Source organism: Corallococcus caeni (assembly GCF_036245865.1).
Classification (GTDB): domain Bacteria; phylum Myxococcota; class Myxococcia; order Myxococcales; family Myxococcaceae; genus Corallococcus; species Corallococcus caeni.
Genome location: NZ_BTTW01000002.1, coordinates 1,061,129 through 1,087,247 on the forward strand (window position 1 = coordinate 1,061,129; position 26,119 = coordinate 1,087,247).

General features: G+C 71.3%; 19 protein-coding genes. 10 read left to right on the top strand and 9 right to left on the bottom strand.

Going from position 1 to position 26,119, the window contains the following annotated elements; all coding sequences use genetic code 11:
* The first annotated feature begins 10 nt into the window (after positions 1-10).
* The 3 genes from AABA78_RS12455 to AABA78_RS12465 all read left to right on the top strand — a co-directional run bounded on the left by AABA78_RS12455 (position 11) and on the right by AABA78_RS12465 (position 5,359).
* Complete coding sequence (locus tag AABA78_RS12455; RefSeq protein ID WP_338263188.1) at positions 11-1,312, top strand: hypothetical protein; 1,302 nt, start codon at positions 11-13, stop codon at positions 1,310-1,312.
* Between the two features lie 155 nt (positions 1,313-1,467).
* Positions 1,468-4,272: a YncE family protein gene (locus AABA78_RS12460; RefSeq protein WP_338263189.1), complete on the top strand. Its 2,805-nt coding sequence runs from the start codon at positions 1,468-1,470 to the stop codon at positions 4,270-4,272.
* A gap of 211 nt (positions 4,273-4,483) precedes the next feature.
* Positions 4,484-5,359, top strand: coding sequence for an alpha/beta fold hydrolase (locus AABA78_RS12465; protein WP_338263190.1), 876 nt, complete (start codon positions 4,484-4,486; stop codon positions 5,357-5,359).
* 444 nt (positions 5,360-5,803) lie between these two features.
* Here AABA78_RS12465 and AABA78_RS12470 read toward each other — a convergent pair whose 3' ends face one another.
* Together AABA78_RS12470 and AABA78_RS12475 are read right to left on the bottom strand one after the other, a co-directional pair.
* Positions 5,804-7,600: a hypothetical protein gene (locus AABA78_RS12470; RefSeq protein WP_338263191.1), complete on the bottom strand. Its 1,797-nt coding sequence runs from the start codon at positions 7,598-7,600 to the stop codon at positions 5,804-5,806.
* Positions 7,601-7,627: 27 nt separating this feature from the next.
* The gene (locus AABA78_RS12475; protein ID WP_338263192.1) at positions 7,628-7,966 is read right to left on the bottom strand and encodes a hypothetical protein; all 339 of its coding nucleotides are present in this window, start codon (positions 7,964-7,966) and stop codon (positions 7,628-7,630) included.
* Positions 7,967-8,166: 200 nt separating this feature from the next.
* Between AABA78_RS12475 and AABA78_RS12480 the strand changes: the two genes are divergently transcribed.
* A complete protein-coding gene (locus tag AABA78_RS12480) occupies positions 8,167-9,570 on the top strand; it encodes an FAD-binding oxidoreductase (protein ID WP_338263193.1) in 1,404 nt (467 codons plus the stop codon).
* A 9-nt stretch (positions 9,571-9,579) separates the two neighbouring features.
* Here AABA78_RS12480 and serA read toward each other — a convergent pair whose 3' ends face one another.
* From serA to AABA78_RS12495, 3 genes are all read right to left on the bottom strand, one after another.
* On the bottom strand, positions 9,580-10,833 hold the full coding sequence (gene serA, locus AABA78_RS12485; protein ID WP_338263194.1) for a phosphoglycerate dehydrogenase: 1,254 nt from the start codon (positions 10,831-10,833) through the stop codon (positions 9,580-9,582).
* A gap of 171 nt (positions 10,834-11,004) precedes the next feature.
* Entirely contained in the window at positions 11,005-12,675 is a 1,671-nt protein-coding gene (locus AABA78_RS12490; protein ID WP_338263195.1) for a trypsin-like peptidase domain-containing protein, read from the bottom strand.
* 124 nt (positions 12,676-12,799) lie between these two features.
* Complete coding sequence (locus tag AABA78_RS12495; protein ID WP_171418225.1) at positions 12,800-13,177, bottom strand: SpoIIAA family protein; 378 nt, start codon at positions 13,175-13,177, stop codon at positions 12,800-12,802.
* 300 nt (positions 13,178-13,477) lie between these two features.
* Here AABA78_RS12495 and AABA78_RS12500 point away from each other — a divergent pair, with 300 nt between their 5' ends.
* Positions 13,478-14,509, top strand: a complete 1,032-nt coding sequence (locus AABA78_RS12500; protein WP_338263197.1) for a class I SAM-dependent methyltransferase — start codon at positions 13,478-13,480, stop codon at positions 14,507-14,509.
* A 24-nt stretch (positions 14,510-14,533) separates the two neighbouring features.
* Here AABA78_RS12500 and AABA78_RS12505 read toward each other — a convergent pair whose 3' ends face one another.
* On the bottom strand, positions 14,534-19,495 hold the full coding sequence (locus AABA78_RS12505; RefSeq protein WP_338263199.1) for a GAF domain-containing sensor histidine kinase: 4,962 nt from the start codon (positions 19,493-19,495) through the stop codon (positions 14,534-14,536).
* Positions 19,496-19,967: 472 nt separating this feature from the next.
* On the opposite strand from AABA78_RS12505, the gene AABA78_RS12510 reads away from it, so the two are divergent.
* From AABA78_RS12510 to hppD, 3 genes are read left to right on the top strand one after another with little or no spacing between them, the layout of a single operon-like run.
* Positions 19,968-20,948 (top strand): fumarylacetoacetate hydrolase family protein, encoded by a 981-nt coding sequence (locus AABA78_RS12510; protein ID WP_338263200.1) that lies wholly within the window; start codon positions 19,968-19,970, stop codon positions 20,946-20,948.
* A complete protein-coding gene (maiA, locus tag AABA78_RS12515) occupies positions 20,945-21,604 on the top strand; it encodes a maleylacetoacetate isomerase (RefSeq protein ID WP_338263202.1) in 660 nt (219 codons plus the stop codon). Before AABA78_RS12510 ends, maiA begins: the two co-directional genes overlap by 4 nt.
* A gap of 37 nt (positions 21,605-21,641) precedes the next feature.
* On the top strand, positions 21,642-22,805 hold the full coding sequence (gene hppD / locus AABA78_RS12520; protein ID WP_338263203.1) for a 4-hydroxyphenylpyruvate dioxygenase: 1,164 nt from the start codon (positions 21,642-21,644) through the stop codon (positions 22,803-22,805).
* Positions 22,806-23,013: 208 nt separating this feature from the next.
* Here hppD and AABA78_RS12525 read toward each other — a convergent pair whose 3' ends face one another.
* The 3 genes from AABA78_RS12525 to AABA78_RS12535 are packed head-to-tail and all read right to left on the bottom strand — an operon-like array spanning position 23,014 to position 24,933.
* Positions 23,014-23,850, bottom strand: coding sequence for a sulfite exporter TauE/SafE family protein (locus AABA78_RS12525; protein ID WP_338263204.1), 837 nt, complete (start codon positions 23,848-23,850; stop codon positions 23,014-23,016).
* Between the two features lie 28 nt (positions 23,851-23,878).
* Positions 23,879-24,199 (bottom strand): rhodanese-like domain-containing protein, encoded by a 321-nt coding sequence (locus AABA78_RS12530; protein ID WP_171418208.1) that lies wholly within the window; start codon positions 24,197-24,199, stop codon positions 23,879-23,881.
* 32 nt (positions 24,200-24,231) lie between these two features.
* Positions 24,232-24,933 carry an MBL fold metallo-hydrolase gene (locus tag AABA78_RS12535; protein ID WP_338263205.1) on the bottom strand — a complete coding sequence of 234 codons (702 nt, stop codon included), beginning with the start codon at positions 24,931-24,933 and terminating at the stop codon, positions 24,232-24,234.
* Between the two features lie 100 nt (positions 24,934-25,033).
* On the opposite strand from AABA78_RS12535, the gene AABA78_RS12540 reads away from it, so the two are divergent.
* Positions 25,034-25,459 carry a YeeE/YedE family protein gene (locus AABA78_RS12540; protein ID WP_338263206.1) on the top strand — a complete coding sequence of 142 codons (426 nt, stop codon included), beginning with the start codon at positions 25,034-25,036 and terminating at the stop codon, positions 25,457-25,459.
* Positions 25,460-25,471: 12 nt separating this feature from the next.
* Entirely contained in the window at positions 25,472-25,957 is a 486-nt protein-coding gene (locus tag AABA78_RS12545) for a DUF6691 family protein (protein WP_338263207.1), read from the top strand.
* Positions 25,958-26,119 lie beyond the last annotated feature (162 nt).

Here is a 26,119-nt window from a genome sequence, read left to right on the forward strand (position 1 = left end):
GCGCGGCGCGATGTCCGAGCGGTCACGTCCCAGCGCCAGCGTTCCGGGCCTCACCGTGGCCGACGTCGAGCGTCAGCTGGAGGGCCGCGCGGAGGTCCTCGCGGCGGCGCGGCGTCCGCACGCGGAGCTGGAGAAGGTGCTGTCCGGCCGGCGATGGCGGCGCGCGCTGACGCGGCGTCCGGAGCTGGTGCCCGCGCTCGTGGCCGAGGCGCGGGCGGTGGAGGAGGCGCTGGAGCGCGTCCACCGCCGCGCGGCGCTGGAGTCCTGGCCGGACGCCACGCCCGTCCTGCGCGAGGCCCGGGCGCTGTCGGCGCGGCGGGAGCGGCTGACGCGGCTGGCCCGGCGCAGGCTGGACGTGCTGACGGTGGCGCCGGAGGACGTGTCGCTGGAGGAGGCGCTGACGCGGCTGGATGCGCTGGTGCGCCAGCCCGCGCGCTGGGCGCTGAAGCCGGGCGAGGTGCTCGTCTTCGAGGATGACACCTGGCGAAGCTCGGGCCCGAGCCTCGTGCCCATGTCCCTGCGGCTGGAAGTGTCACCGCGCCTGGTGCTCGCCTGGGGCGCGCTGGCCGCGCTGGGCTTCCTGCTGTTGCTCGTCCTCCCCAGGTCGATGGATGTCCCGGTGGTGGCCGGCCTGGTGGCGGCCACCCTGGGTCTCCTGGCATCACAGTCCCTGCGCGCGGGCAGGCTGAGGCTCACCAGTGAGCGGCTCATCTGGGCGCCGGTGCTCGGTGAGCCGCAGGAGGTGCGGCTGGGCACCATCCCCCCTGACGGCTTCCGGCTGGAACAGGGCGTGGACCTCGAGGTGGAAGGAGACCGGCGGCTCCATGCGCGCTCCGTGCGCGGAGCCTCGGCGGTCGCTTTGCTCGTGGAATTGCACCGGCAGCCCCCGCTGCGCGGCGCGGCCCGGGCGGGGGTGCGCCTGGACAGCGTGGCGGTGTTTCCCGCGAAGCTCGGCAGGCGCCAGGGGTTCTGCGTGCTGGGCCCCCAGGGCCTCTCCTTCATCCCGGAGGGAAAGGGCCCCCAGGCCTTGAGCGCCGTCACCGGCCGGCCTTCGCCGCTGCGCGACTTCGAGTCCGACCAGGTGCTGGACGCGCTGCGCTGGCTGCCGGAGGCGGAGTTCGACGCCTGCGTGATGCGCATGGTGGAGGCCACCGGCGGCGCGGCCTGGGCCCGCGCGGACGCGCGCTACGTCCCGGGCGCCCCGGTGTGGCGGAGGATCGTCATCGAGCACGGGCGCCTGACGCTGACCGGCCGCGTGCAGTGGGACCAGCAGGACGCCACCGAACGGCTCCTGCGGGACTGGCCCCGGTAGCGCCGGTCCGACCAGGGAACGCCCTTCGCTGCGTACTGAGAAAGGGTCGTTGCGCCGCGCAACGACTCCGCCCGGTCCGGTTTCATCCGTTCCCCCATGTCGGACGCCACCTCTACTGTGAAGCCGGGGTCCCCACCCCTTCCCCGAGAGACATCATGAAAGCCAGACACCCGGTGGTGCGCCGAGTCTTCCAGCGCACCGCGTCCGCGGCGATGCTGCTGTTGGGCCTTGCCTACGGCCGCACGTCGCACGCGCAGCACTTCACCGTCTTCGAGAGTGGCCAGGTCCGCCCCCTGGCCCTGTCGCCCAACGGCCAGTGGCTCTACGCCGTCAACACGCCTGACAACCGGTTGGAGATCTTCCAGGTCGCCGCCAGCGGCCTGACCCACAAGGGCTCCGTGCCCGTGGGCCTGGAGCCCGTGGCCGTCGCCGCGCGCACCAACGACGAGGTCTGGGTGGTCAACCACCTGTCCGACAGCGTCAGCATCGTGCGCGTGGACGCGAACGGGCAGGGTGGCAGCGTGACGCGGACGCTGCTCGTGGGTGACGAGCCCCGCGACATCGTCTTCGCCGGCACCGGCAAGAAGCGCGCGTTCATCACCGCCGCGCACCGCGGACAGAACACCGGGTTCGACCCGCAGCTCACCACGCCGGGCATCGGCCGCGCGGACGTCTGGGTGTTCGACTCGGAGAACCTGGGGACGACGCTGGGCGGCACGCCGCTCACCCGCCTGAGCCTCTTTGGCGACACGCCGCGCGCGCTCGCGGCCACGCCGGACGGCAGCCGCGTCTACGCGGCGGCGTTCCACTCCGGCAACCGCACCTCCGTGGTCCACGAGAGCCTGGTGCCCAACGGCGGCGAGTCCGTGGGCGGCGTCCCCGGCCCCAACGTCAACCACCAGGGCATCGCCGCCCCGGAGGTCTCCGTCATCGTGAAGTACAACGGCCAGGACTGGTTGGACATCCTCAATCGGCCGTGGACGGACTCCCTGCGCTTCACCCTGCCGGACAAGGACGTGTTCGCCATCTCCGCCACCGCCAACCCGCCCGTGCAGGTGTCCGGCGCCGCGGGCACCTACGCGGGCGTGGGCACCATCCTGTTCAACATGGCCGTCAACCCGGTGAGCGGGAAGGTCTACGTGAGCAACACCGAAGCGCGCAACGACCTGCGCTTCGAGGGCCCCGGCACGCTGACGGGGAGCAGCCTGCGCGGCCACCTGCACGAGAGCCGCATCACCGTGCTGGGCAACGCCAGCGCGCCCACCGTCACGCCCCGCCACCTCAACACGCACATCAACTACGCGGCCTGCTGCGCGCCCACGCCCAACGCGGAGAGCGAGAAGAGCCTCGCGCAGCCCACGGGCATGGCGGTGACGTCCGATGGCGCCACGCTCTATGTCGCCGCGTTCGGCTCGTCGAAGCTCGGCGTGTACGCGACGTCGCAGCTGGAGGCCGGCACCTTCACGCCCTCCACCGCGAACCAGGTCTCGCTGAGCGGCGGCGGCCCCACCGGCCTGGTGCTGGACGAGGCCCGGGGGCGACTGTACGTGCTCACCCGCTTCGACAACGCGCTCTCCGTCGTCGACACCGCGACGAAGACGGAGGTGGCGCACCTGCCCATGTTCAACCCGGAGCCCGCGAGCGTGGTGCAGGGCCGCCCGTTCCTCTACGACGCGCGCACCAGCTCCAGCCACGGCGACTCGTCCTGCGGCAGCTGCCACATCTTCGGTGACTTCGACAGCACCACCTGGGACCTGGGCAACCCGGATGGCGACGTGAGGACGAGCTACAACCCCGTCGTGCCGGTGCTGCCGGAGTTCGGCACGGACCCCACCTTCGGCCAGGACACGGCGTTCCACCCGATGAAGGGCCCCCTGTCCACGCAGAGCCTGCGCGGCATGGCCAACCAGGGCCCCATGCACTGGCGAGGGGACCGCACCGGCGGCGACAGCGCGCCCAGCGTGCAGCCCAACAGCGGCACCTTCGACGAGGTCGCGGCCTTCAAGCAGTTCAACCCCGCGTTCAAGGACCTGCTGGGCCGCAGCTCCCAGCTCTCCGAGACGGAGATGCGGAAGTTCTCCGACTTCATCCTCCAGGTCGTCTACCCGCCCAACCCCATCCGCAAGCTGGACAACTCGCTCACGGCTTCGCAGCAGGCGGGCAAGGACTTCTTCACGAACACCACCAGCTTCTTCCAGGGCTCGTGCGAGGCCTGCCACCGCGTGGACGTGAACGCGAACCCGGGGGAAGGCCCCTTCAAGGGCTTCTTCGGCACGGACGGCCGCAGCTCCTTCGACGCGGAGCCGCTGTTCCCCAAGGTCCCGCACCTGCGGAACATGTACCAGAAGGTCGGCATGTTCGGCGCCGGCTTCCCCTTCGGCAACACGCCTGTGGATCCGTTCCTGGGAGACCAGGTGCGCGGCACGGGCTTCAACAGCGACGGCGCCATCCCCACGCTGTTCCTCTTCAACAGCGGCTTCGACTTCCACCCCGTCTTCAACCAGGTGGGCATCCCGGACACGCCCTCGGGCTTCCAGGCGAAGAAGGACATGGAGCAGTACATGTTCGCCTTCGAGACCAACCTGGCGCCCATCGTCGGACAGCAGGTGACGCTCACCGCGACCAACGCGGCGGTGGTCGGCTCGCGCATCGACCTGTTGATGGCGCGCGCGGACGCGGGCGAGTGCGACCTCGTGGCCAAGGGCCGCGCGGGCACGTCCGAGATGGGCTTCCGCTACCTGGGCGGCGGGCAGTTCAAGGCGGACCGCGCGGCGCTCCCGCTGGTGCCGTCCGCGTCGCTGCGCTCGGGCGTCGCCACGAACCACGGCGTGCTGACGTACACCTGCGCGCCGCCGGGCTCCGGCCAGCGCGTGGGCATCGACCGCGACCTGGACGGCTTCCTCGACGGGGACGAGCGCGCCGCGGGCACCCACCCCGCGAACCCGGCCAGCCACCCGTAGCGGCGGCTGTCGCGGTCAGCGGCTGAAGAACCCTGGCGGCCCGGGCCCCCCTGCCCGGGCCGTTTTTGAGATGTTTTGAGATGTAATGAAGACGCACGGGCCAGGGCCTGGACGGAAGGCGTCATTGAGACTGAGCGCCAGGACCGCAGGCCGTGGGCTGCCAGCCCCCAGGGCAGTGTGCGCTCCGGGCCTGGATGCGCACCGTCGCGCCATGACGAACGAAACCCAGACGGGCTCCCCTCGCACGGGACGGATTTCCGGCAGCTTCCTCACCACGCGGGACGGCACGCAGCTCTACTTCAAGGACTGGGGTCCCAGGCAGGGGCAGCCGGTGGTCTTCTCCCACGGCTGGCCGCTCACGTCCGACGCCTTCGAGGACCAGATGCTGTTCCTGTCCGAGCGCGGGTATCGGACCATCGCCCATGACCGGCGGGGGCACGGGCGCTCGTCACAGCCGTGGGACGGCCACGACATGGACACGTATGCGGATGACCTCGCGGAGCTGACGTCCGCGCTGGACCTGCGCAAGGCCGTCCACGTCGGCCACTCCACGGGCGGGGGGGAAGTGGCGCGCTACATCGGGCGTCATGGCACCGGGCGCGTGGCGAAGGCGGTGCTCATCAGCGCCGTGCCGCCCATCATGCTCAAGACGGACTGGCACCCCAACGGCCTGCCCATGAAGGTCTTCGATGACATTCGCGCGGGCGTGCGCGGGGACCGCTCCAGCTTCTTCAAGGAGCTGAGCATGGCCTTCTATGGCTTCAACCGGCCGGGCGCGCAGGTGTCAGAGGGGCTGCGCGAGAGCTTCCGCCTCCAGGGCGTGATGGGGAGCCTGAAGGCCGAGTACGACTGCGTGAAGGCCTTCTCCGAGACGGACTTCCGCGCGGACCTGGCCCGCTTCGACGTGCCCACGCTGGTGATGCACGGAGACGACGATCAGATCGTCCCCATCGACGGCGCGGCGCGCATCACGGTGACCCTCGCGAAGGGCGCGAAGCTCCAGGTCTACCCGGGCTTCAGTCACGGCATGTGCTCGGTGAACAAGGACGTCATCAACAAGGACCTGCTGGCGTTCCTCCAGGGCTGAGCGTCCAGCCCCCCGGGCGGGACACCTCCCGCCCGAAGCGGTTCTCCCAAACGGGTCCGACAGTCGGACCGGTTTCCGCTGCCGGGTGGAGCGAGGACCCCCGCTGCCTTGGTGGTCCCAACTGGTCCGACAGTCGGACCGGTTTCCGCTGCCGGGAGGAGCGAAGGCCTCCTCTGCCTTGGTGGTCCCAACTGGTCCGACAGTCGGACCAGTTCGCGGTGCGCCGCTGAGGGGGCGCGAGGCCCGGCCTCGGTGGTCCCAACTGGTCCGACTGTCGGACCAGTTCGCGGTGCGCCGCTGAGGGGGAGCGAGGCCCGGCCTCGGTGGTCCCAACTGGTCCGACTGTCGGACCAGTTCGCGCGATGCGCCGCGGACGGGGAGGCCCCGCAGGGCTCTCACCTTCTCATCGCTGGGGACGGCATTCCTGTCCGACGGCTCGGGGGCTCACAGGTCCAGGATGAGGCTCAGCTCCTCCTCCGCGGTCTCATCCGTCTGGACGGCGGCGTTCCCGTCATCCGCGTCGTCGCCGTACCTCGACCACCCGGCGGGCACCTCCGGGCCCAGGCACGTCATCTGCCGGGGCGTGGCCCCGACGCCGTCGCCGTCCTGGTCGCGGTAGAAGTAGGCCCACTCGTGGCGGTCCACGTCCGCGTCGTCGCAGTCGTTGCCCACGGCCTTGGAGGCGTAGGGCGCGGGCAGCGTCTTCCCCGTGCAGAAGGTCTGGGCGGGGATGGGCGCGGTGAAGCCGTCCCCGTCGCGGTCCACCTGGTCGGCGGACAGGTTCTGCCAGCGCGTCGCGTCCTGCGCGTCGCAGTCCGTGCCGCTGGCGGACCAGGGGCTGGGGAGCTGACCGTTGGTGCAGAGGACCGTCGACGCTCCCGCGCCCACGCCGTCCCCGTCCGTGTCCGCCCAGGCCGTCATGCTCCGGAAGGCGGCGGCGTTCGTGTCGTCGCAGTCCTCGCCCGACAGCCGCTGGGTGGAGTAGCCCGCGGGCAGGGCGACGCCCCCGCACAACGCGCCGTTCTGGGCCACGGTGTACGTGTCGCCGTCGGCGTCGCGGTAGTAGAAGCCCAGCAGCCGCCACCGGGAGGCGTCCTGGGGCGCGCAGTCCGTGGCTTGCATGGAGTAGCCCGTGGGGACGGTCGCCGCGCCACAGATGGAGGTCGCCTCTCCCAAGCCCACGCCGTCCCCATCCGCGTCCGCGTAAACGCTCCAGGCGCGGAACAGCGCACTGTTCCCGTCGTCGCAGTCGTCATTCCGCACCTCCTGGGAGTAACCCTGAGGCAGCCAGAAGCCGCTGCACACCTGACCCGTGGCCGGAGACAGGCGGCCGTCACCGTCGCCGTCCCGCGAGGCGTAGTACAGATTCTGCCAACGGGTCCCATCGCCCGGCGCGCAGTCCCCGCCCCGGAACGTCTCTCCTGGCGCGGACTCCCCCGGGCCCGCGCATCGCTGCACCGATGCGCCGTCGCCGTAGCCGTCTCCATCCGGATCCAACCAGCGCTCGACCCGGACCGTGCGATTCGCGTTGCTGTCATCGCAGTCCTGCGGGTCGGAAACGGTGTCGTAGCCGGCGGGCAGGTGCTCGCCCGCGCACACCGTGCCTCGCTGTTCCACGGCGAAGCCGTCCCCGTCCGCGTCCCGATGCGTGAAGGGCAGCTGTTGCCAGGAGCGGGTGTCCCCCGGCGCGCAGTCACCCGAGGTGAGCACGTACCCCTTGGGAGGCGAGCGTCCCCGGCTGGGGCACCACGCGATGGCCGCTCCCGCACCCACGCCGTCCCCGTCCGTGTCCGCCCACGCTTCCGACAGGGCCGACACCGCCGCGTCCCCGTCATCGCAGTCCGGCGCCGCCGGCTGCTCCCGGTAGCCCGCGAGCGTGTCCCCCACGCAGCCCGTCACCGGGCCCTTGCCCGTGGCCCCATCTCCGTCCGCGTCCGGATACAGGCCGGACACAGAGCGCCAGCGCGTGGCGTCCAGGGGCGCGCAGTCGCCTCCCTGCGACGTCCGGCCCTTCGTCGTGCTTCCCACGCAGGCGACGGAGGGGGTCCCCTCACCGAAACCGTCCCCGTCCGTGTCCTCGTAGCCCGTGACGGACCGCCACACCGTGGGGTTCGCGTCATCGCAGTCCAGCTCCGCCGGATGGCCGTCGCCGTCCAGGTCCCGGGAGCCCAGGCCGCCGCCCACACCGCAGCCGAGCTGGAGTCCCAGGGCAAGCCACACCCCTGCCCGCATCAATCGCACCCGCGTGTCCATGGAGGCGGCCGGGAGCTACTGACGGGTCAGCGTGCAGGTCGGGTAGTAGCCGCCGTATTCCTTGAACCAACTGAACTGGAAGCGTCCGGGCCGGGTCATGGCGAGCAGGGCCAGCCGGTCACACCGGGTCGCCTCCGAGGCGTCGTACGCAGGGGCGTCGAAGGAGATGGTGCGGGGCGTGCTCTCCCCCTGAAGGACTCCGGTGATGACGAAGTGGCCATAGCCGGTGGTGTAGGCATCCACGGTCGTGAAGACGTAGTTCACCCCCGGAACGGATTCCTCCGGCGCCGCCAGGGCCGAAGCCGGGGCAAGGGACAGGGTGGCCAGCAGGGCGAGTGCGCGGAGCGACGACATGGGGTGTTCCTCGGAGGGGCAGGGGCGCGGTGGGAGCGCGGCGTCGAGCCGTATACGGAGCGTGCTCGGTTTCTTGGCTCGCCAGGCCCCGGGATGGCCGTCCGCTCCCTCCCCGGCCCGGCCCGGAGGTCGTCGGGGGCCGTGCCCCCGGGTACCACCGGGCTTGTCATGCCCCAGGGGGTGCAATACGCCTTGGACCCATGTCCACCCCCGCGCTGCCCGCTGACTTCCTCCGCGCCATCGCCGAGTCGTTCCCCGACGACTTCCTCACCCGGGAGCCCGCGGAGCTCCAGGAGTACGGCCGCGACTGGACGCGCGTGTACGCCCCGGCGCCGGGCGCGGTGGCCTTCCCCCGCACCACGGACGAGGTCGCCCGCTTCATGGCGCTCTGCCACCAGCACCGCGTCGCGGTGGTGCCCTCCGGCGGACGCACGGGCCTGGCGGGCGGGGCGGTGGCCATGCACGGCGAGGTGGTGCTGTCGCTCAAGCGGATGACTCGCATGGAGCCCGTGGACCTGCTGGGCAACACGGTGCGCGTGCAGGCGGGCGCGGTGACGGAAGGCGTGCACCAGCACTGCGCGCCGCACGGGCTCACGTGGCCGGTGGACTTCGCCTCCAAGGGCAGCAGCACGGTGGGCGGCAACATCGCCACCAACGCGGGCGGCGTGAAGGTCATCCGCTACGGCCTCACCCGGCAGTGGGTGCTGGGCCTGCAGGTGGTGACGGCCCAGGGGCAGGTGCTGGAGCTCAACGGCGCGCTGGAGAAGAACAACACCGGCGCGGACCTGCGCCAGCTCTTCATCGGCAGCGAGGGCACGCTGGGCATCATCACGGAGGCCACGCTCAAGCTGACGCGGCTGCCGGGCAAGCAGGACGTCTTCCTCTTCGCGGTGCCGGACGTGGCCGCCGTGCTGCGGCTGTTCCGCGACGCGCGCCAGGCGCCGCTGGTGCTGTCCGCCTACGAGTTCTTCACCGACAAGTGCCTGGCCCGCGTGCAGCGCCACCGCAAGCTGCGCTCGCCCTTCGAAGCGCCCAGCGGCTGCTACGTCCTCTTGGAGTCCGAGGGCGGCGACCCGGCGGCGGTGGAGGCGTGGCTGGGCTCACTCTTCGAGCGCGGGCTCGTCACCGACGGCACCCAGGCGCAGGGCGCGGCGCAGGCGCAGGAGCTGTGGTCTCTGCGCGAGTCCATCAGCGAGAGCCTCTCCGCCACGGGCGTGCTGCACAAGAACGACATCTCCCTGCCGGTGGCGAACCTGGAGGCGTTCTGCGCGGAGCTGGACGCCGTGTTCGCCAGCCGTTATCCGGGCTGGGAGATCTGCCTCTTCGGCCACATCGGCGACGGCAACCTGCACGTCAACGTGATGAAGCCGGACGCGGTGGAGAAGGCGGACTTCTTCGCCCACGCCAAGCAGTCCGACCACGCCATGTTCGACCTCGTGCGCAAGCACGGCGGCAGCATCTCCGCCGAGCACGGCATCGGCCTGCTCAAGAAGGACTACCTGGACTACACGCGCGCGCCCGGGGAGCTGGAGCTCTTGCGCACCCTCAAGCGTGCGCTGGATCCGGCCGGCATCCTGAACCCCGGCAAGATCCTGGACGCCTGAGCACGCGCCTCAGGACACGATGCGCGTCTTGATGTCCGTCTCCAGCCCGGCGATGGCCTCGCACACCTGGCGGGACACGTCCTGGTCCAGGTCCATCACCAGGTAGCCCACGTTGGCGTCCGTGCTCAGCACCTGCGCGTGGATGTTGGCGTTGAGGTCGGACACGATGCGGTTGATGTCGCGGAGCACGCCCGGCGTGTTGCGGTGCACGTTGATGATGCGGTGGGTGCCCGGGTTGATGGGCGCCTCCACGTTGGGGAAGTTCACCGCGCCCGTCGTCGCGCCGCCCTTCACGAACTTGAGCAGCGACGTGGCCACCTCCTTGCCGATGGACGCCTGCGCCTCCTCCGTGGAGCCGCCGATGTGCGGCGTGAGCACCACGTTGGGCAGCCCCTGCAGCTCCGTCACGAAGCCGTCCGAGTTGCCCTCCGGCTCCTCCGGGTACACGTCCACCGCCGCGCCGCCCAGGTGCTTGGAGCGCAGCGCCTGCGCCAGCGCCGGGATGTCCACCACCGTGCCGCGGCTGGCGTTGATGAGGCACGCGCCCGGCTTCATCGCCGCCAGCTGCTCCGGGCCCATCATCAAGTGGGTGGACGCCAGCGCCGGCACGTGCAGCGTCACGAAGTCAGACTCCGCCAGCAGCCCGTTCAGCGTGGACACCGACCGCGAGTTGCCCAAGGGCAGCTTCGTCATCACGTCGTAGTAGAGGACGCGCATGCCCAGCGCCTCCGCCAGCACGCCTAGCTGCGAGCCGATGTGCCCGTAGCCGATGATGCCCAGCGTCTTGCCGCGCACCTCGTGGCTGCCCGTGGCCACCTTGCGCCACTGCCCCGCGTGCACCTCCCGGCTGCGGTCGAAGAGCTGGCGCGTCAGCACCACCACCTCCGCCAGCACCATCTCCGCCACGCTGCGCGTGTTGCTGAACGGCGCGTTGAACACCGGCACGCCGTGCACGCTGGAGGCGAGCAGATCAATCTGGTTGGTGCCGATGCAGAAGGCGCCAATCGCCAGCAGGTCGTCCGCGTACTTCAGCGCCTCCTCCGGCACCGTCGTCTTGCTGCGGATGCCCAAGAGGTGCACGCCCTTGAGTCGCTCCGCCAGCTCCTCCGGCTTGAGCGCCGCGGACAGCCGCTCCACCTCGAAGCCCTCCGCCTTCAGCATCTCCTGGGCCGAGGCGTGGATGTTCTCCAGCAGCATGACTCGCAGCGGGCCCTGGGTGCTCACGGGGCGGCGGGGCGACGGCGGGAAGCGGGGTGTGCTCATGGCGCCTTGCGTTAGACCTCGCCCTCCATGGTGTCAAGCCTCCGGTGGGGCGAGGTGCCCCGGAGGAGGGGCGAGCTGAGGGCGGGAAGACACCGGGCCCGCCACTCCCCACGGACGTGGTGGGGAGGGACGGGCCCGGAAGGACAGCAGGGGAGCCGTGGGGCTTCGGGGCTACTGGAGGGTCCAGGCCAGCGTGCCGCTGCACGCGCTGCTGCCGAAGCAGCCCACGCGGATCTGGTACGTGCCGCCCGCGCCCGTGGGCGCGGTGTAGGCCGCGTGCGACAGCGAGCCGCAGGCGTCGTCGTTGAACGTCACCTGCTGGCCGGCCGCGTTGAACAGGCGCACCATCGTGTCACCCGTGCCGGACGCGCCCGCCACGCCGCAGCTGCCGAAGGACAGCGACTGGCCGGCCTGCAGCGTCACGTCGCCGTTCGCCGTGCCCGTGGTGGCGTTGGCGGTGTTGCTGACGTTGAAGTTGAAGGAGCCCTGGGTGGCCGCGCCGCCCTGTGCAACCTCCCAGGACACCGTGCCGCCGCAGCTGCCGTTCTGGTAGCAGCCGGCGCGGACCTCATAGGTGCCCGCGACGGTGGCCGTGTAGGTGATCTTCGAACCGACGCCGCTGGCGCACCCGTCGTCGTTGGAGGCGACCTCCGCGCCGGACGGGCCGCGCAGGCGCAGCCAGGAGTCGCCGCTGGTGAGGGCGGCGCCGGTGACGCCGCAGGTGCCCACGGTGAGCTTCTGGCCGGCCGCGAGCGTCACCGTGCCGTTGACGGTGTTGCGCGAGGCGCTGGCGGTGTTGGTCGCGGTGAAGTCGTACTTCGTCGCCGGGGGCGGCGTGGTGTTGCACAGCCGCTGGTTGGTGGTGCGCGCGCACAGCTCCTGGATGGCGTGGTGCACGTAGATGACGCCCTCGCCGCCGCAGCCCGTCTCCTTGCACACGTTGACCACGTTGCAGGCCTGCTTCGGGTCCGGGTTCGGCACGTAGTCATCGTCACCGAACACCAGGATGCCCGCGACGGTGTGGGTGGCCGTCTCGTACACGCCGGAGCCGGAGTTGCCCCCGAAGGTGTCCGTGGTGGCGACGAAGTAGTCCATGTACTCGGCGTTGTTCTCACGCACGGAGCCGCCCGAGTCGATCTTGAACGGGATGCCGCTGCCGCTGCCGATGACGGCCACGTTCTGGCCCACCGTCAGCGGGGCGCTGCCCGCGCGCACCGGCGCCGGGGTGAAGCGCGGCGCGGCGGAGCGGTCCAGCTTGATGATGGCGAAGTCCACGTAGGTGGGCTCCGTGTCATCGCTCAGGTGCCGGGCGATGATGCTCTTGCAGGAGAAGACGTCCTGGCTGGTGATGGTGTGCAGCTGGCCTTCCGCCGTCTTGTAGAAGTTGAAGACGAAGCGCGTGTTCTCGCACTCCACGGCGTCCTCCGCCGCGGGCCCCACGCAGTGGCCCGCGGTCAGCACCAGGTCATCGTCGATGAGCGTGCCGGAGCAGAAGGCCGGGTTCGGGTCGTCGCGGAAGCGCTGGTCCGTGCAGAGGTTCTCCCATTCGCCCAGCGTCAGCGGGTCCACCTTGACGTTGTTCGGATCCGACATGTCGAGGAAGTCCGGCGTCAGCAGCGCCACCGTGGACTTCTGCGCCCGGTCCCGCAGGACCGCGCTGGGGTGCGCGTAGACATCCTGGCGGTCGTCGGTGCCGTAGACGACCGGCGCGCTGGACTCGTTCAGCGACGGCTGCTGCTCGGGCGTGCCCGACTCGGGGGCCGGCCCGCAGGCCAGGGCGGTGAGGGTGCAGAACAGGGTACCGAGCAGCTTCGCTCGGAGGTTGGGGGCGGACACGGACATGCGGGCGACTCCTGACGGGTACTGCGACAGACACAGCGAAGAAAGGGGGTGTCACTGGAAGACGGAGGCGGACCCCGGCGGTCGCAGGGAAGGACCGTGCCGGGGGGATGTCGGGGGTCTGCTTTCAGTCCGCGTCGGGCGCTTCGAGCCAGCTGAGCGCCTCGGCGCGCGACTCGAAGGTCTTCGCCGGGATGGTGAGGCCGGCGTTCTTGGTCATGCGCCAGGCCTGCAGGCCGCTGCCGGGGTCCTGCACCACGCGCGCGGAGCGCTTCATGCCGCGCTGCTGGGCATAGGCGTTCAGCCGCGCCATCTCCCCCACCACGGAGGCGGGCATCACCCGCAGCTTGGACTGGTCCACCAGCGCGGACCACTCCGCGCCCCCACGGGCGGTGATGTCCTTCTTCAGTTGCTCGACGTACTCGGTCACGTCCTTCGGCGTCACTTCCGAGGGATAGATGATCTCGATGATGTCGTGGGGCAGGTGGGCGATTTCAATCTTCATGCGCGGCTTGCGGCTCTCTTCCAGGCGGGGCGCGCCATCCTAGCCGCAGTGCCTGTCGCCGGATACCGCACCCCCGCATTCCGCCACCCCACGTCGCTCTCCGCCGCAGGGGTTGTCAGACCTTGCGGGTAGAACCCTGCCTTGCCCAGTCCCGCCGGACCCGGGGCGTCACGCCGCGCGCGGTGGGTGCGGGACGGGCGGTGCGCGGGGCCCTGGCTGGCCGGCTGGAGCAGGGCCTGCCGAAGGGCGCGGGCGCGGGAAGTGGATGACCTCCGCTCCCAGGTTGTCAGGATGATGCCTATGCGCCAGCCCTTCTTTTCGGTCCACGGCGCGGCTCTGCCGGTCGCGCCTGAACCCAACCACCTCATCCTGGTGAACGGCCCCAGGGAGGAAGTGCCCACCTCCGAGGAGGCGTTCCTGGAAGCGCGGGAGTGGTTGGACGCACTGCACTCCCGGATGATGCAGGGCCCGGACGACATGCTGCACCAGGGCATGACGGACCTGCACGGGGGCCTCATCGAGCGGCGGCGCCAGTGGAGCCCGGAGCTGTGGAAGCGCTTCTGCCTGGAGCTGGCGCGCAAGCACCCGATGCGCCCCTTCCTGCACCAGTGCCCCTTCACCCGGCACGCCTTCGAGCGGCCGCGCGGCTACGCGGGCGACGCGGCCCTCATCGACTACCTCTACATGGACCACGCGGCGGACGAGCTGCACGCGGGCCGCGAAATCTACCGGTACATGCACGGGCAGCCCTCCGCGCGGAGCGTGCGCGAGCGCCGGGAGCTGCTCGCGCGGATGATGGACGAGACGGCCGAGCGGCGGCCCGACGGGCGGGTGCTGTCGGTGGCGTGCGGGCACCTGCGGGAGGCGGAGTCGTCGCGCGCGGTGGCGGAGCGGCGGCTGGAGGAGCTCATCGCGTTCGACCAGGACCCGGTGAGCCTGGCCGAAATCTCCCGCCTGCACCCGGGCGGCATCGTGCGGCCGGTGTGCGGCTCGGTCCGCTCGCTGCTCGCGGGCAAGGCGGTGTTCACGGACCTGGACTTCGCGTACTCCGCCGGGCTGTACGACTACCTGTCGGACTCCGTGGCGGCCCGCCTCACCGCGCTGCTCTTCCACATGCTGCGCCCGGGCGGACGCCTGCTGGTGGCCAACTTCGCGGTGCACCCGCCGGAGACGGGCTACATGGAGGCCTTCATGGACTGGTGGCTCACCTACCGGGACGAGGACGGCATGCGCGGCCTCCTGTCGGAGACGCCGCTGGAGCAGGTGGCCAACGTGCGGCTGTTCCGCGACTCGCAGGACAACGTCATCTACCTGGAGGCGACGCGCCAGTAGCGCCGGCCCTCCAGGCTCGCCCCTTCAGTGCACGGGCGAGCCGGAGCGGGGCAGGGTCACCGTGAAGGTGGAGCCCTGCTCCGGGGCGCTGGCGACTTCTATGTTGCCGCCCAGCGCCTGCACGATTTCGCGGACGATCCACAGCCCCAGCCCGAAGCCGCCGTAGTGGCGCACGGACACCGCGCGCTCGAAGCGCTCGAAGATGCGCGCCCGGTCCTCCTCCGCGATGCCGATGCCGTGGTCGCGCACCTCCAGCCGCACGCGCGTCGCGTCCCCGTCCAGGGTGACCTCCACGGGCTTGCCCGCGCCGTACTTCATGGCGTTGGTCAGGAGGTTGCCCACCACCTGCTCCAGCCGGAGCGCGTCCCAGTGGCCCACGAGGCGCGGCTCGCTGGCGTGGAAGCGCACCTCGCACTCGGCGCGCACCAGGGCCTCGCGGCTGCGCTCCAATTGGCCGCGCACCAGCGTCACCAGGTCCACGTCCTCGCGCTTGATGTGCAGCTGGCCCTGCGCGATGCGGGAGATGTCCAGCAGGTCGTTGACCAGCTTCCCCAGCCGCTGCGTCTGCGAGTAGGCGGACTCCAGCTTCGCGGTCAGCTTCTCCGGCGCCATGGGCGCGCCCTTCGCCTTCGCCTGGAGCCCCTGGATGTGCAACTGGAGCGACGTGAGCGGCGTCTTCAGTTCGTGCGCGGCGATGGACAGGAAGTCGTCGCGACGGCGCACGGCCTCCTGCTCCTCGCGGTAGAGGCGGCCCTGCTCCTCGGAGAGGGCGGCGACGCGCTCGAAGTTCTCCGCGTTCTCCAGCGCCGCGCCGGAGAGCACCGCCACGAAGGACGCCAGGCGCTCCTCGTCCTCGCCGAACAGCGCGCCCACCTTGCGGTGGCTGGCCACCACGCACGCCACCGTCTTGCCGCGCACCTGGAGCGGCGCGCACAGGAGCGAGCGCACGCCGAGCAGCTCCATGCTCTCACTGATGCCGCCGGGCAGCCCCTGGCCCAGCACGGTGATGCGGCCGGTCTCCAGCGCGCGGGCCAGCGCGGTGCGGCTGAGGCCCTGGTTCTTCGCGTCCTCTTCCGACACCACCGCGCGGGGGTCCACCACGGCGCAGCGCTCCGCGCGCAGCAGCTCCTGCATGGACTGGCGGGCCGTTTCGAAGACGGCGTCGCGCGACAGGGCGGAGGCGAGCCTGCGCCCCACCTCCAGCACACGCGGGAAGCGGTCCACCAGCGACAGCGTCTCCACGCCGGCCGTGGCCTGCTCCGCCTCCTTGTGCAGGCCGTCCTCCATGGCCTCCAGCTCGCGGGCGGCCGTCTCCAGGTCGCGCGCGGCGCCGGGCCAGCCCTGCACGCGGCCCACCTCGCCGCGGGCCTGGAGCGTCAGCGCGCGCTCCTGGCGCATCCCCAGCGCTTCGGCCACGCGCAGGGCTTCGTCCAGGTGCTTGCGCGACCGCGCGGGACGGCCGCGCAGCGCGCACATCAGGCCGCGCTCGCGCAGCGCATGCGGCAGGTTGTTGCGGTAGGTGCGCGCGATGTCGTGGGCGCGCTTCGCCACGCTGTCGGCCTCCTTCATGAGCCGGTCGCGCTGCCGGGGGTTCAAGGGGCTCGCCTGCTGCGCCAGGCGCCTGCGCGCGGTGGCGAGCCACGGGGTGATGGGGGCCACGTACTCCTGGCGCAGGTGCGCGTCCTCCACCACGCGCTCGGCGCGCTCCAGCACCTCCGCGGCGCGCGCGGGTTCGTTCTCCCGCAAGAGGCGCAGCCCTTCTGCCTGGAGCACGCCCGCGAAGGACTGCGGGTCGGTGGCGGTGGGCGCCGCCAGCTCCGTCTCCAGCAGCGCCGCGGGGATGCGGCCGCCGGTGGACTTGGCCCACGCCTCCAGGCCCAGGCGCAGCGAGTACCGGTCCCCCAGCGCCAGCGCCGCCGCGTGCAGCTTCTGGCTCACCGCCGCGGCCTCCCTCAGGCGGCCCAGGCGGTAGAGCGACATGGCGATCTGGAAGGTGGCGTTGTTCACCTCCCACGGGTCGCCGGTGCGCTCCAAGAGGCGCACCGCCTCGCGGCACTTCTCGATGCAGTCCTTGAAGCGCGACGAGGCGTAGAGCGCCAGGCCGTAGAAGTGCAGCGACTGTCCCTGGCCCCACACGTCGCCCAGCTGCTGGCGCAGGGCCAGCGACTTCTCCGCGTAGGCATACGCGCGCTGGAACCAGGGCAGGGTGGTGAGCGCGGGCGAGTGCGCGGAGTAGGCCTGCGCCAGCTCCGGCGTGGGCGGGTAGCGCTCCGCCAGGTTCATGTCGCGCAGGTGCGCCCACAGCACCGCGGCGCGGCCCCGCTGGTACCAGTAGCCGTACGCGAGCCGGCTGTAGAGGTTGACCGCGAGCAGGTCCTCCTCCCCCTGGGCCAGGGACTTGCGGGCCAGCCACAGGCGCGGCGCCACGGTGTGCGCGGCCTGCGTGAGGATTTCCCACGCGGCGCTCGCGCCGGTGGCCAGCGTGCCGGGCGGCACGTAGCGGCCCAAAAGCTTCAGGCCCTGCTCCAGGTAGGCGTTGGCCTGCACCGTCTGGCCGCGCTTGAAGGCGAGCTCGCCCAGGTGCCCCAGCGTGCGGCCCTGCTCCAGCCGGTCGTGCGCCAGCGCCTGCGCGGCCTCCAGCTGCCGCTGCGCCTCGTCGTAGCGGCCGCGCATCATCAGCGCGGTGCCCAGCCCGGACGCGATGCGGTAGCGGGTGTGCGCGTCCGCCCCTTCCGCGCCGCGCTCGGCGATGCGGTAGTTCACCTCCGCGGTGTCCAGGGAGAAGCGCTGGCGCGCCTGCTCCGCGGCCACCAGCGCGTAGGGCAGGGCCTGCGCGCTCTCCCCCGCCGCGTCGAAGTGGTAGGCCAGCTCGAAGGGGTCGTTGGGCACGGCCTGCTGCGCGGCCCGCGCGGCCAGCCGGTGCAGCTCCCGGCGCTCCTCCGGGGAGAGCAGGTCCAGCAGCACCTCGCGCAGCTTGTCGTGCACGAAGGTGGAGCGCGTGCCCTCCGTCCACAGCATGTGCCGGCGGCGCGGCGGCTCCAGCGCGGTGGTGACGGCCTCCAGCGGCGTGCCGGACAGGGCCGCCACCGCCCTCGCGTCGAAGGACTTGCCCAGCACGGCGCCCACGCTGAGCACGTGCAGGGACTCCGGCGGCAACAGGCGCAGGCGCCGCACCAGGAAGGTGGCCGCCTGACGCGACGAGCGCGCGTGCGCCATCGCCTCCGGCTGCACCAGCCAGCCGTCCGGGCCGGGCATGAGGACGCCGTCCTCCACCAGCCCGTGCAGCACCGCGGAGGCCATGAACGGGTTGCCCTCCGCCAGCCGCGTCACCAGCTCCACGGCCTCCGGCGGCAGCACGCCGGCCATGGACTCCGCCAGCAGCGCCACCTCCGCCGCGCCGAAGGCGGACAGCTTCAGGTGCGCGCCCGGCGCCAGCCGCCGCAGCACGTGGCCCGCGTGGATGTCCTCGCTGCGGAAGGACACGATGAGCAACAGCCGCCCGTCCCCCGCGCGGCGGCCCTGCGACCACGCCTCCAGCGCGCGCAGCGTGAGCGTGTCCGCCCACTGGCAATCCTCCAGCACCACCACCGCGGGCGCGTCCGGCGTGCCCAGCGCGCCCAGGAGCGCGGTGAGGCTCCACACGCTGCGGCTCTCGCTCAGGGACTCCGGCCCCAGGCCCTGGGACTGGGGCGCCCGCGCGTCGGGGAAGAACACCTCCGAGAGCGTGGGCAGCACCGTGCACAGGCCGGCCTCCTGGCCCGCGAGCCGCTCGCGCAAGAGCGCGCCCAGCGCGGGCTCCTCGCGCACCTGGGCGGCGATGCCCTCCGCCACGCCCGCGAAGAGCTGGAAGGGGCGCTGCGCGGCCTGGTCCTGCGCCTGGCCATGCAGCACCCACGCGCGCTGGCCCACGGCGCGGGCGGAGAACTCCTCCAAGAGGCGGCTCTTGCCGCCGCCGGACTCGCCCTCCACCACCACGGCGCGCGAGCCGTCCTCGCACGCGTGCTCCAGCTCGCGCTCCAGCGTCATCAGCTCCTCGCGGCGGCCCACGAAGGACGGCTCGGTGAGGCTCTGGCGGTGGTCGTGCGCGCCGGTGACGAGCGCGGGCTCCGCCTCACCCCGCGACAGCGCGGCCTCCAGCGCGTTCAGGTCCGCGAGCGCGGCGTCCGCGGACTGGTAGCGGTCGCGCGGGTCGGTCTGGCTCAGGCGGGAGATGAGCTCCTCCATCGCCAGCGGCACCTCCACGCCCACGGGCCTCAGGCGCGGGTGCGCGGTGAGGTGCAGGCGCAAGACTTCGCCCACCGTCGCGCCCTCCAGCGCGGGGCGGCCGGACAGCGCCTCGAAGAGCACCAGGCCCACCGAGTACAGGTCCGACGGCGCCTCCACCGGCCGGTTGATGAGCCCCGCCTGCTCCGGCGACAGGTAGCGCGCGGTGCCCACGGGCAAATCCCGCAGGGACGGGTCCAGCCGCTCGCTGCGCGACAGGCCGAAGTCGGTGAGCCACGCGGTCGACAGCGGGTGGTCACGCACCAGGATGTTGGTGGGCTTCACGTCGCGGTGCAGGACGCCCTCGCGGTGCGCCTCCGCGAGCGCCCTCAGCAGGCGCTGGCCCAGGACGATGGCCTCCGGCAGGGACAGGGGGCCGCGCTGCAGGCGCGCCTCCAGCGTCTCGCCGTCCACCCAGGGCGTGACCAGGTAGAGCAGGTCGTCGAACGTGCCCAGGTCCCGCACGGGCACGAGCGCGGGGTCGTGCAGCCGCGCCAGCACCTGCGCCTCGTGCTCCAGCCGGTGGCGGGCCGTGGGGACGAAGGCGGACAGGGGGGTGACCTTCACGAGCACGCGCTCGTGCGTGAGGAGGTCCACCCCCTGCCAACTGGAGATGCCCCGGCCGGCCTTCACCCGCTGGCGCAACTCGTAGCGGTTGCCCAGCCGCTGGCCCGGGTGTGGCTCCCCAGGGGTGTCGCCGGCCTGTTGGAAGCCTTGCGCCATTCAGTACCCTCGCGAGCCCCTCCACCGCGTTGCCCCGGCGGCGCGGTCGGCCGGACGTCCCTCTTCCACAAGCTGGGTTGCCGCCCGGGTCCCTGCCAGGGGGGAGCAACCCACGCCCCGCGTGCGCTGCTCGGGATTTGAACAGTCGGCACGCTCCTGCTTCCCGCGCCCGTCCCCCGGTGCCCCCTGGCCGTTCGTGGGGCAGGCAGCCCGCCAGCACCCCGCTCCCCGCGCCCCTACTGGTTTCCGCCAGGCTCGTGGGTTTCCACCAGGAGACGTGGGGCGGGCCGCGTGGCGTCCGTCATCCGACAGCCACGCGAATGCGTGCGGCCAGCAGCGTTGCTGGAGGGAGGAAGGATGCCGCGCCGCGTTCAACGGGTGTGCTTGACTCCCCTGGTGGCCCGGCGGAAAAGCCCGTCGGGTCAGGCGGCCTCCCCCTTCCTTCCCCGCAGGCCGCCGAGGGAGCGCGGAATTGAAGCTCGCGACGCTCAGGGACGGAACCCGCGACGGGCGGCTCATCGTCGTCAAGCGGGACAACTCCGCCTACGCGCTGGCCACCAACGTGGCCCTCACGCTGCAAGCGGCCCTGGATGACTGGGACCAGAAGGAGCCGCTGCTGCGCGCGCTGGCGCAGCAGCTGGAAGCCGGCGCGGTGCAGAGCCGCCCGCTGGACGTGAAGGCGCTGCACGCGCCCCTGCCGCGCGCCTACGAATGGGTGGACGGCAGCGCGTACATCAACCACGTGGTGCTGGTGCGCAAGGCGCGCAACGCGGAGCCGCCCGCCACGTTGCGCACGGACCCGCTGGTGTACCAGGGCGGCTCCGGCGACTTCCTGGGGCCCACGCAGGACATCCCCCTGCGCGACGAGGCCTGGGGCCTGGACTTCGAGAGCGAGGTCTGCGTCGTGCTGGGCGACACGCCCATGGGCACGAAGGCCGAGGACGCGGACAAGCACATCAAGCTGGTGATGATCGCCAACGACGTGTCGCTGCGGAACCTCATCCCGGAGGAGCTGGCCAAGGGCTTCGGCTTCTTCCAGAGCAAGCCCGCCACCGCGTTCGGCCCCTTCGCGCTGACGCCGGACGAGCTGGGCGCCGCGTGGCAGGACGGCCGGGTGCACCTGCGCATGCGCAGCACGCTCAACGGCCAGCTCGTGGGCGACGCGGACGCGGGCCCGGAGATGCACTTCTCCTTCCGCGACCTCATCCAGCACCTGACGCGCACGCGCGCCTTCACCGCGGGCACCATCCTGGGCAGCGGCACGGTGTCCAACGCGGACCGCACGCGCGGCATCTCCTGCCTCGCCGAGCGCCGGATGATTGAAACCATCGACGAGGGGAAGGCGAAGACGCCCTTCATGAAGCCCGGCGACACCATCGAGATCGAGATGCTGGACGGGGAGGGGCACTGCCTCTTCGGCCGCATCTCCCAGACGGTGGTGAAGGCGCCATGAGGAACCTGCGGCTCTCCAGCTACTGGCGCAGTTCCGCGTCCTGGCGCGTGCGCATCGCGCTCAACTGGAAGGGGCTCCCCTTCGAGTACCTGGCGGTGCACCTGCTCCAGGACGGCGGCCAGCAGTTCACGGATGCCTACCGGGCCAAGAACCCCATGGCCCGCGTGCCCACGCTGGAGTGGACGGAAGCAGACGGGCAGGCGCGCAAGCTGTCCGAGTCCATGGCCATCCTGGAGTACCTGGAGGAGCGCGTGCCCTCGCCCGCCCTCCTGCCCGGCGACGCGTACCTCCGGGCGAAGGCGCGCATGCTGGCGGAGATGGTGAACGCCGGCATGCAGCCCCTGCAGAACACGTCGGTGACGCTGCGCATCAAGAACGAGCTGAAGGCGGACGAGAAGGCCTGGGCGGCGCACTGGAACGCGCACGGGCTGAGGGCGCTGGAGGCGGCGGTGCAGGAGACGGCCGGCCGTTACTGTGTGGGAGACGCAGTGTCGTTCGCGGACGTCCTGCTCGTTCCCCAGCTCTACGGGGCCCGCCGGTTCGGTGTAGACCTGAAGCCCCATCCCACGCTCTTGCGGATTGAAGCGGCGTGCAACGAACTTCCCGCCTTCCAGGCGGCGCAGCCGGACCGGCAGCCCGACGCGCAGCCGGCGTAATCACGAACCATCTTCTTCATCACGAGGAGTCAGCGACATGGCCAAGCAGGAATCGCTGGGCATCAAGGCCCTGGAGAGCATCCACTGGTACGTGCATGACCTGGAGCGCAGCCGCCAGTTCTACACGAAGGGGTTGGACTTCGCGGAGGTGGCGGTGTCCGGGCCGGAGCTGGAGGCGCACGGCAAGCAGAAGTCCGCGCTGTTCCAGGCGGGGGAGATTGCGCTGGTGGTGAGCCAGCCCGTGGGCGAGGGCGGCCGCGCGTGGCGCTACCTGCGCAAGCACCCGGACGGCGTGGGCACGCTGAACTTCGTAGTGGAGGACGTGGAGAAGGCGTTCAAGCTGCTGGACTCGCGCGGCGCCACGTTCATCACGGACATCCAGCGCTTCACGGACGACGCGGGCGGCAAGCTGGCGTTCTTCTCCATCACGACGCCGTTTGGTGACACCACGTTCCGCTTCCTGCAGCGGGACAACTACAAGTCCATCTACCCGGGCTTCCAGGTGCACGCGCAGCCCAAGGGTGGCCAGAACAAGTACGGCTTCGACAAGCTGGACCACGTCACGTCGAACTTCCAGACGATGAAGCCCATGCTCCTGTGGATGGAGCACGTGATGGGCTTCGAGAAGTTCTGGCACATCGAGTTCCACACCGACGACGTGGCGTCGCAGCAGAAGCGCGACCACGGCAGCGGCCTGAAGTCCGAGGTGATGTGGGATCCGAAGAGCGGCGTGAAGTTCGCGAACAACGAGCCCAAGTTCCCGTTCTTCAAGGCCAGCCAGATCAACATCTTCAACGAGGACCACCGCGGTGACGGCGTGCAGCACCTGGCCATCACGGTGAAGGACATCCTCACGTCCGTGAAGGACATGCGGCACAACGCGGGCATCCAGTTCATGCCCACGCCGGGCTCGTACTACGACGCGCTGCCGGACCGCATCCAGCGCATGGGCATCAAGAAGATCGACGAGGACATCAACGTCCTGCGCGACCTGGAGGTGCTCATCGACGGGGACAAGGAGCGCAGCTACATGCTCCAGATCTTCATGAAGGACGCGGCGAGCCTCTACAAGCAGGCGGACGCGGGCCCGTTCTTCTACGAAATCATCCAGCGCAAGGGCGACCAGGGCTTCGGCGGCGGCAACTTCCGCGCCCTGTTCGAGAGCATCGAGCGCGCGCAGAAGGCCGAAGGGCGCGTCTAGCCTTTCCCGCTGCGTTCGCGGAATGAAGACCCCACCCCTCGCTCCCTTCCGGGCAGCGAGCGGTGGGGTTTCTTCATCCGGGGCATGGCCCATGTTTTCCCCATGCGAAGGCTCATGCGGCTGTGGCTGCTGCGGCGGGGTGGAGCTGTAGCCGCGGTGGCTGTCCTCGGCCCGGCCGGGGGCTCCTCCACGGAAGCCCCGAGCCGCTTCAGCGACTGTGCGGCGTGGCGGAGGCGGCGCGGGGCGCGGGCTCACTGCCCCCCTGTGCCAGCGCTTCCCGGTTCTTGAACATGATGAAGGCGCCCATCACGACGAGGAAGGCGGAGAAGGCCCGCTTGAGGGCCGCCTGCGAGACGAAGTGGGAGGCCCAGGTGCCCAGCAGGATGCCCACCACGGCGATGGCCGTGAAGATGCCGAGGTAGAGCCAGGGCACCTCGACGTGGCCCAGGTAGCCGGCGAAGCCCACGAAGGAGTTGAGGGCGATGACGAGCAGGCTCGTCCCCACCGCCTGCTTCATCGGGAGGCCCACCAGGAGCACCAGCGCCGGGACGATGAGGAAACCGCCGCCCACCCCGACGAGCCCCGTGAGCCCGCCCACGCCGAGCGCGGCCAGGGCCATGACCGGGAAGGACGCCTTGCGGGGCTCGGGCACGGGCGCGGACTGCTTGCGCGCGGCGAGGGCGGCCTCCTTGCGGCCGTTGCGGAACATGAAGAAGGCGGCCACCAGCATCACCGTGGCGAAGAGCAGCAGCTGCAATGCGCCCGAGACAAAGGCCGACAGGCGCGCGCCCGCGTAGGTGCCCGCCATGGCCACGCCACCGAAGACCAGGGCCGCCCGGAGCTGGACGTTGCCCCGGCGCCAGTGGCTCGCCGCGCCGAAGAGGCTGGTGACGCCCACCACGGCCAGCCCCATGGCGATGGACTGCTTGGCCCCGAAGCCCAGGACGTACACGAGGATGGGGACGGTGATGATGGAGCCGCCGCCGCCGAGCAGGCCGAGCGACAGGCCAATCAGTGCCGCGAGTGAGAAGCCGAGGATGGGCATGGGGTCTGTTTCCGAGGCGGCGCGCGCCTCAACGTTGGGGCGCGTGCGGCTCGCGCACGGCGAGCATCCCGCCCGCTAGGTTGTAGAGGTGTTGGAAGCCGCCGCGGGCGAGCGCCTGGGCCGCCTTCGCGGAGCGGCCACCCGAGCGGCAGATGAGCAGCAGTGGCTGCTCCCGCGGCCACGACGCGGCCGCCGCCTCCAGCGTGCCCAGCGGGACGAGCTCCGCGCCGGGAAGGTGGCCCAGGGGGCCCGTGAACTCGTCCGGCTCGCGCACGTCGATGCGCCGCACGTCGGGGCCCAGCGTGTCGAGCTGCGAGGGGGTGAGGTCCTGATAGGGGTGGGGTGTCATGGCTCGCTCCGGGTGGCAGGGGCAGGGGGCCTTCAGGCCCCCTGCGGGGAAGGCGCCGTGTGTCCACAGGCGCGGTTGGCGGGGACGGCGAGGTCGATCTTCTTCGGCTTGGGCAGGTGGAGGTTCTCCATGATGGCGATGAACTCCTCCCGGCTCTTGCCGGCGACGCGCGGGTTGTGCCGCTTCTCCTCGCCGATGCTCGTCACCAGGTGGCCGTGGTAGTCGTGCGCGGGGTAGACGAGCGTTTCATCCGGCAGGCGGAAGAGGACGCGGGTGAGGCTGTCGTAGAGCTGGCTCGCGTTCCCGTTCTGGAAGTCGGTGCGGCCGTTGCCGCGCACGAGCAGCGCGTCCCCGGTGAAGACGCGGTCGCCCAGCAGGTAGCTGACGCTGTCGTCCGTGTGCCCCGGCGTGGCCAGCACCTGGAAGACGAGCTGTCCGACGCGCACCTCGTCCCCGTGGCCCACCTGGACGTTGGCGCAAGCGGCGCCTCCCCTGCCCCCCACCACCGTGGCCCGCGTGCGCTCGCGCAGCACGCCGGACGCGGTGACGTGGTCCGCGTGCACGTGGGTGTCGAAGACATGGGTGAGGGTGAGCCCCAGCTCGCCCACCAGCCGCAGGTCCCGGTCGACCTGCTCCAGCACGGGGTCGATGAGGACGGCCTGCCGCGTGGCCTCGTCACCAAGGAGATAGGTGTACGTCGAGGACTCGGAATCGAAAAGCTGGCGGAAAATCATGTCGTAGCCTCCTGTCAGTGAGAGCCAGGGGGCGGGCTGGAGGATTCAGGGCCTCCCCCCGGCGGAATCCTTTCCCCCCTGAATCTGGCTCTCACGGGACATGATCTCCTCCCTCCTTGCTCCCCTCCTGGGTGGGGCGCTCATTGGCCTGAGCGCCTCCCTGCTCCTGCTGGCCAATGGCCGGGTGGCCGGCATCAGCGGCATCGTGGGCTCGCTGCTGGCGCCCGTCCGGGGCGACATCGCCTGGCGCGTGCTCTTCTTCGGCGGGCTGCTCACCGGGGGCCTGCTGCTGGCGTGGCTGCGCCCCGGCTCCTTCGCGCCCCCGGCATCTCTGAGCGCGGGCGGCGCCGGACTCCTGGTGGCGGCGGGCCTGCTGGTGGGCTTCGGCTCGCGGCTGGGCAACGGCTGCACCAGCGGGCACGGCGTCTGCGGCATCAGCCGCGGCTCGGCCCGCTCCATCGCGGCCACGCTCACCTTCATGGCCACCGGCGTCCTCACCGTCTTCCTGGTCCGCCACGTCCTCTAGAGAGAGCTCTCCATGCGTTCAAACATCAGTGCGTTCCTCAGCGGTCTGCTCTTCGCCATCGGCCTGGGGGTCGGCGGCATGACGGACCCGGCGAACGTCCTGGGCTTCCTCGACGTCGCCGGGAACTGGGACTTCCGGCTCATGTTCGTGATGGGCGGCGCCATCGCCGTGCACGCGGCGCTGCGGCCCCTCATCCACAAGCGCGAGGAGCCCCTGTTCGCCGCGAAGTTCCCCAGCTTCTCCGCCAGCAGGCTGGACGCGAAGCTCCTCGTGGGCGCGGCCCTCTTCGGCGTGGGCTGGGGGCTCGGCGGTTACTGCCCCGGCCCCGCGCTCACCTCGCTCGCCACCGGAGCGTCGCGGTTGCTCGTCTTCGTGCCCGCGATGTTCGCCGGCATGTTCCTCGCGCAGGTGCTCCAGGTGCGGCGCGTCCGGGGCAAGACGGGCTGGAGGTGCTCATCGACGGGGACAAGGAGCTCGGCTTCCTGCTCCAGGTCTTGATGAAGGGCGCGTCGAGCCCTTCCCGCCGCGTTCAGTGGCTGTCCTGCGCGAACGGGGATGACCTCCAGGCGCTGATTGAGAAGGACAACGTGGCAAGGAAGGAGCCACAGTGCGCCCATGCGGGCGGCTCCACCGGGACGAAGTCCGTGTACCGCGACGCGA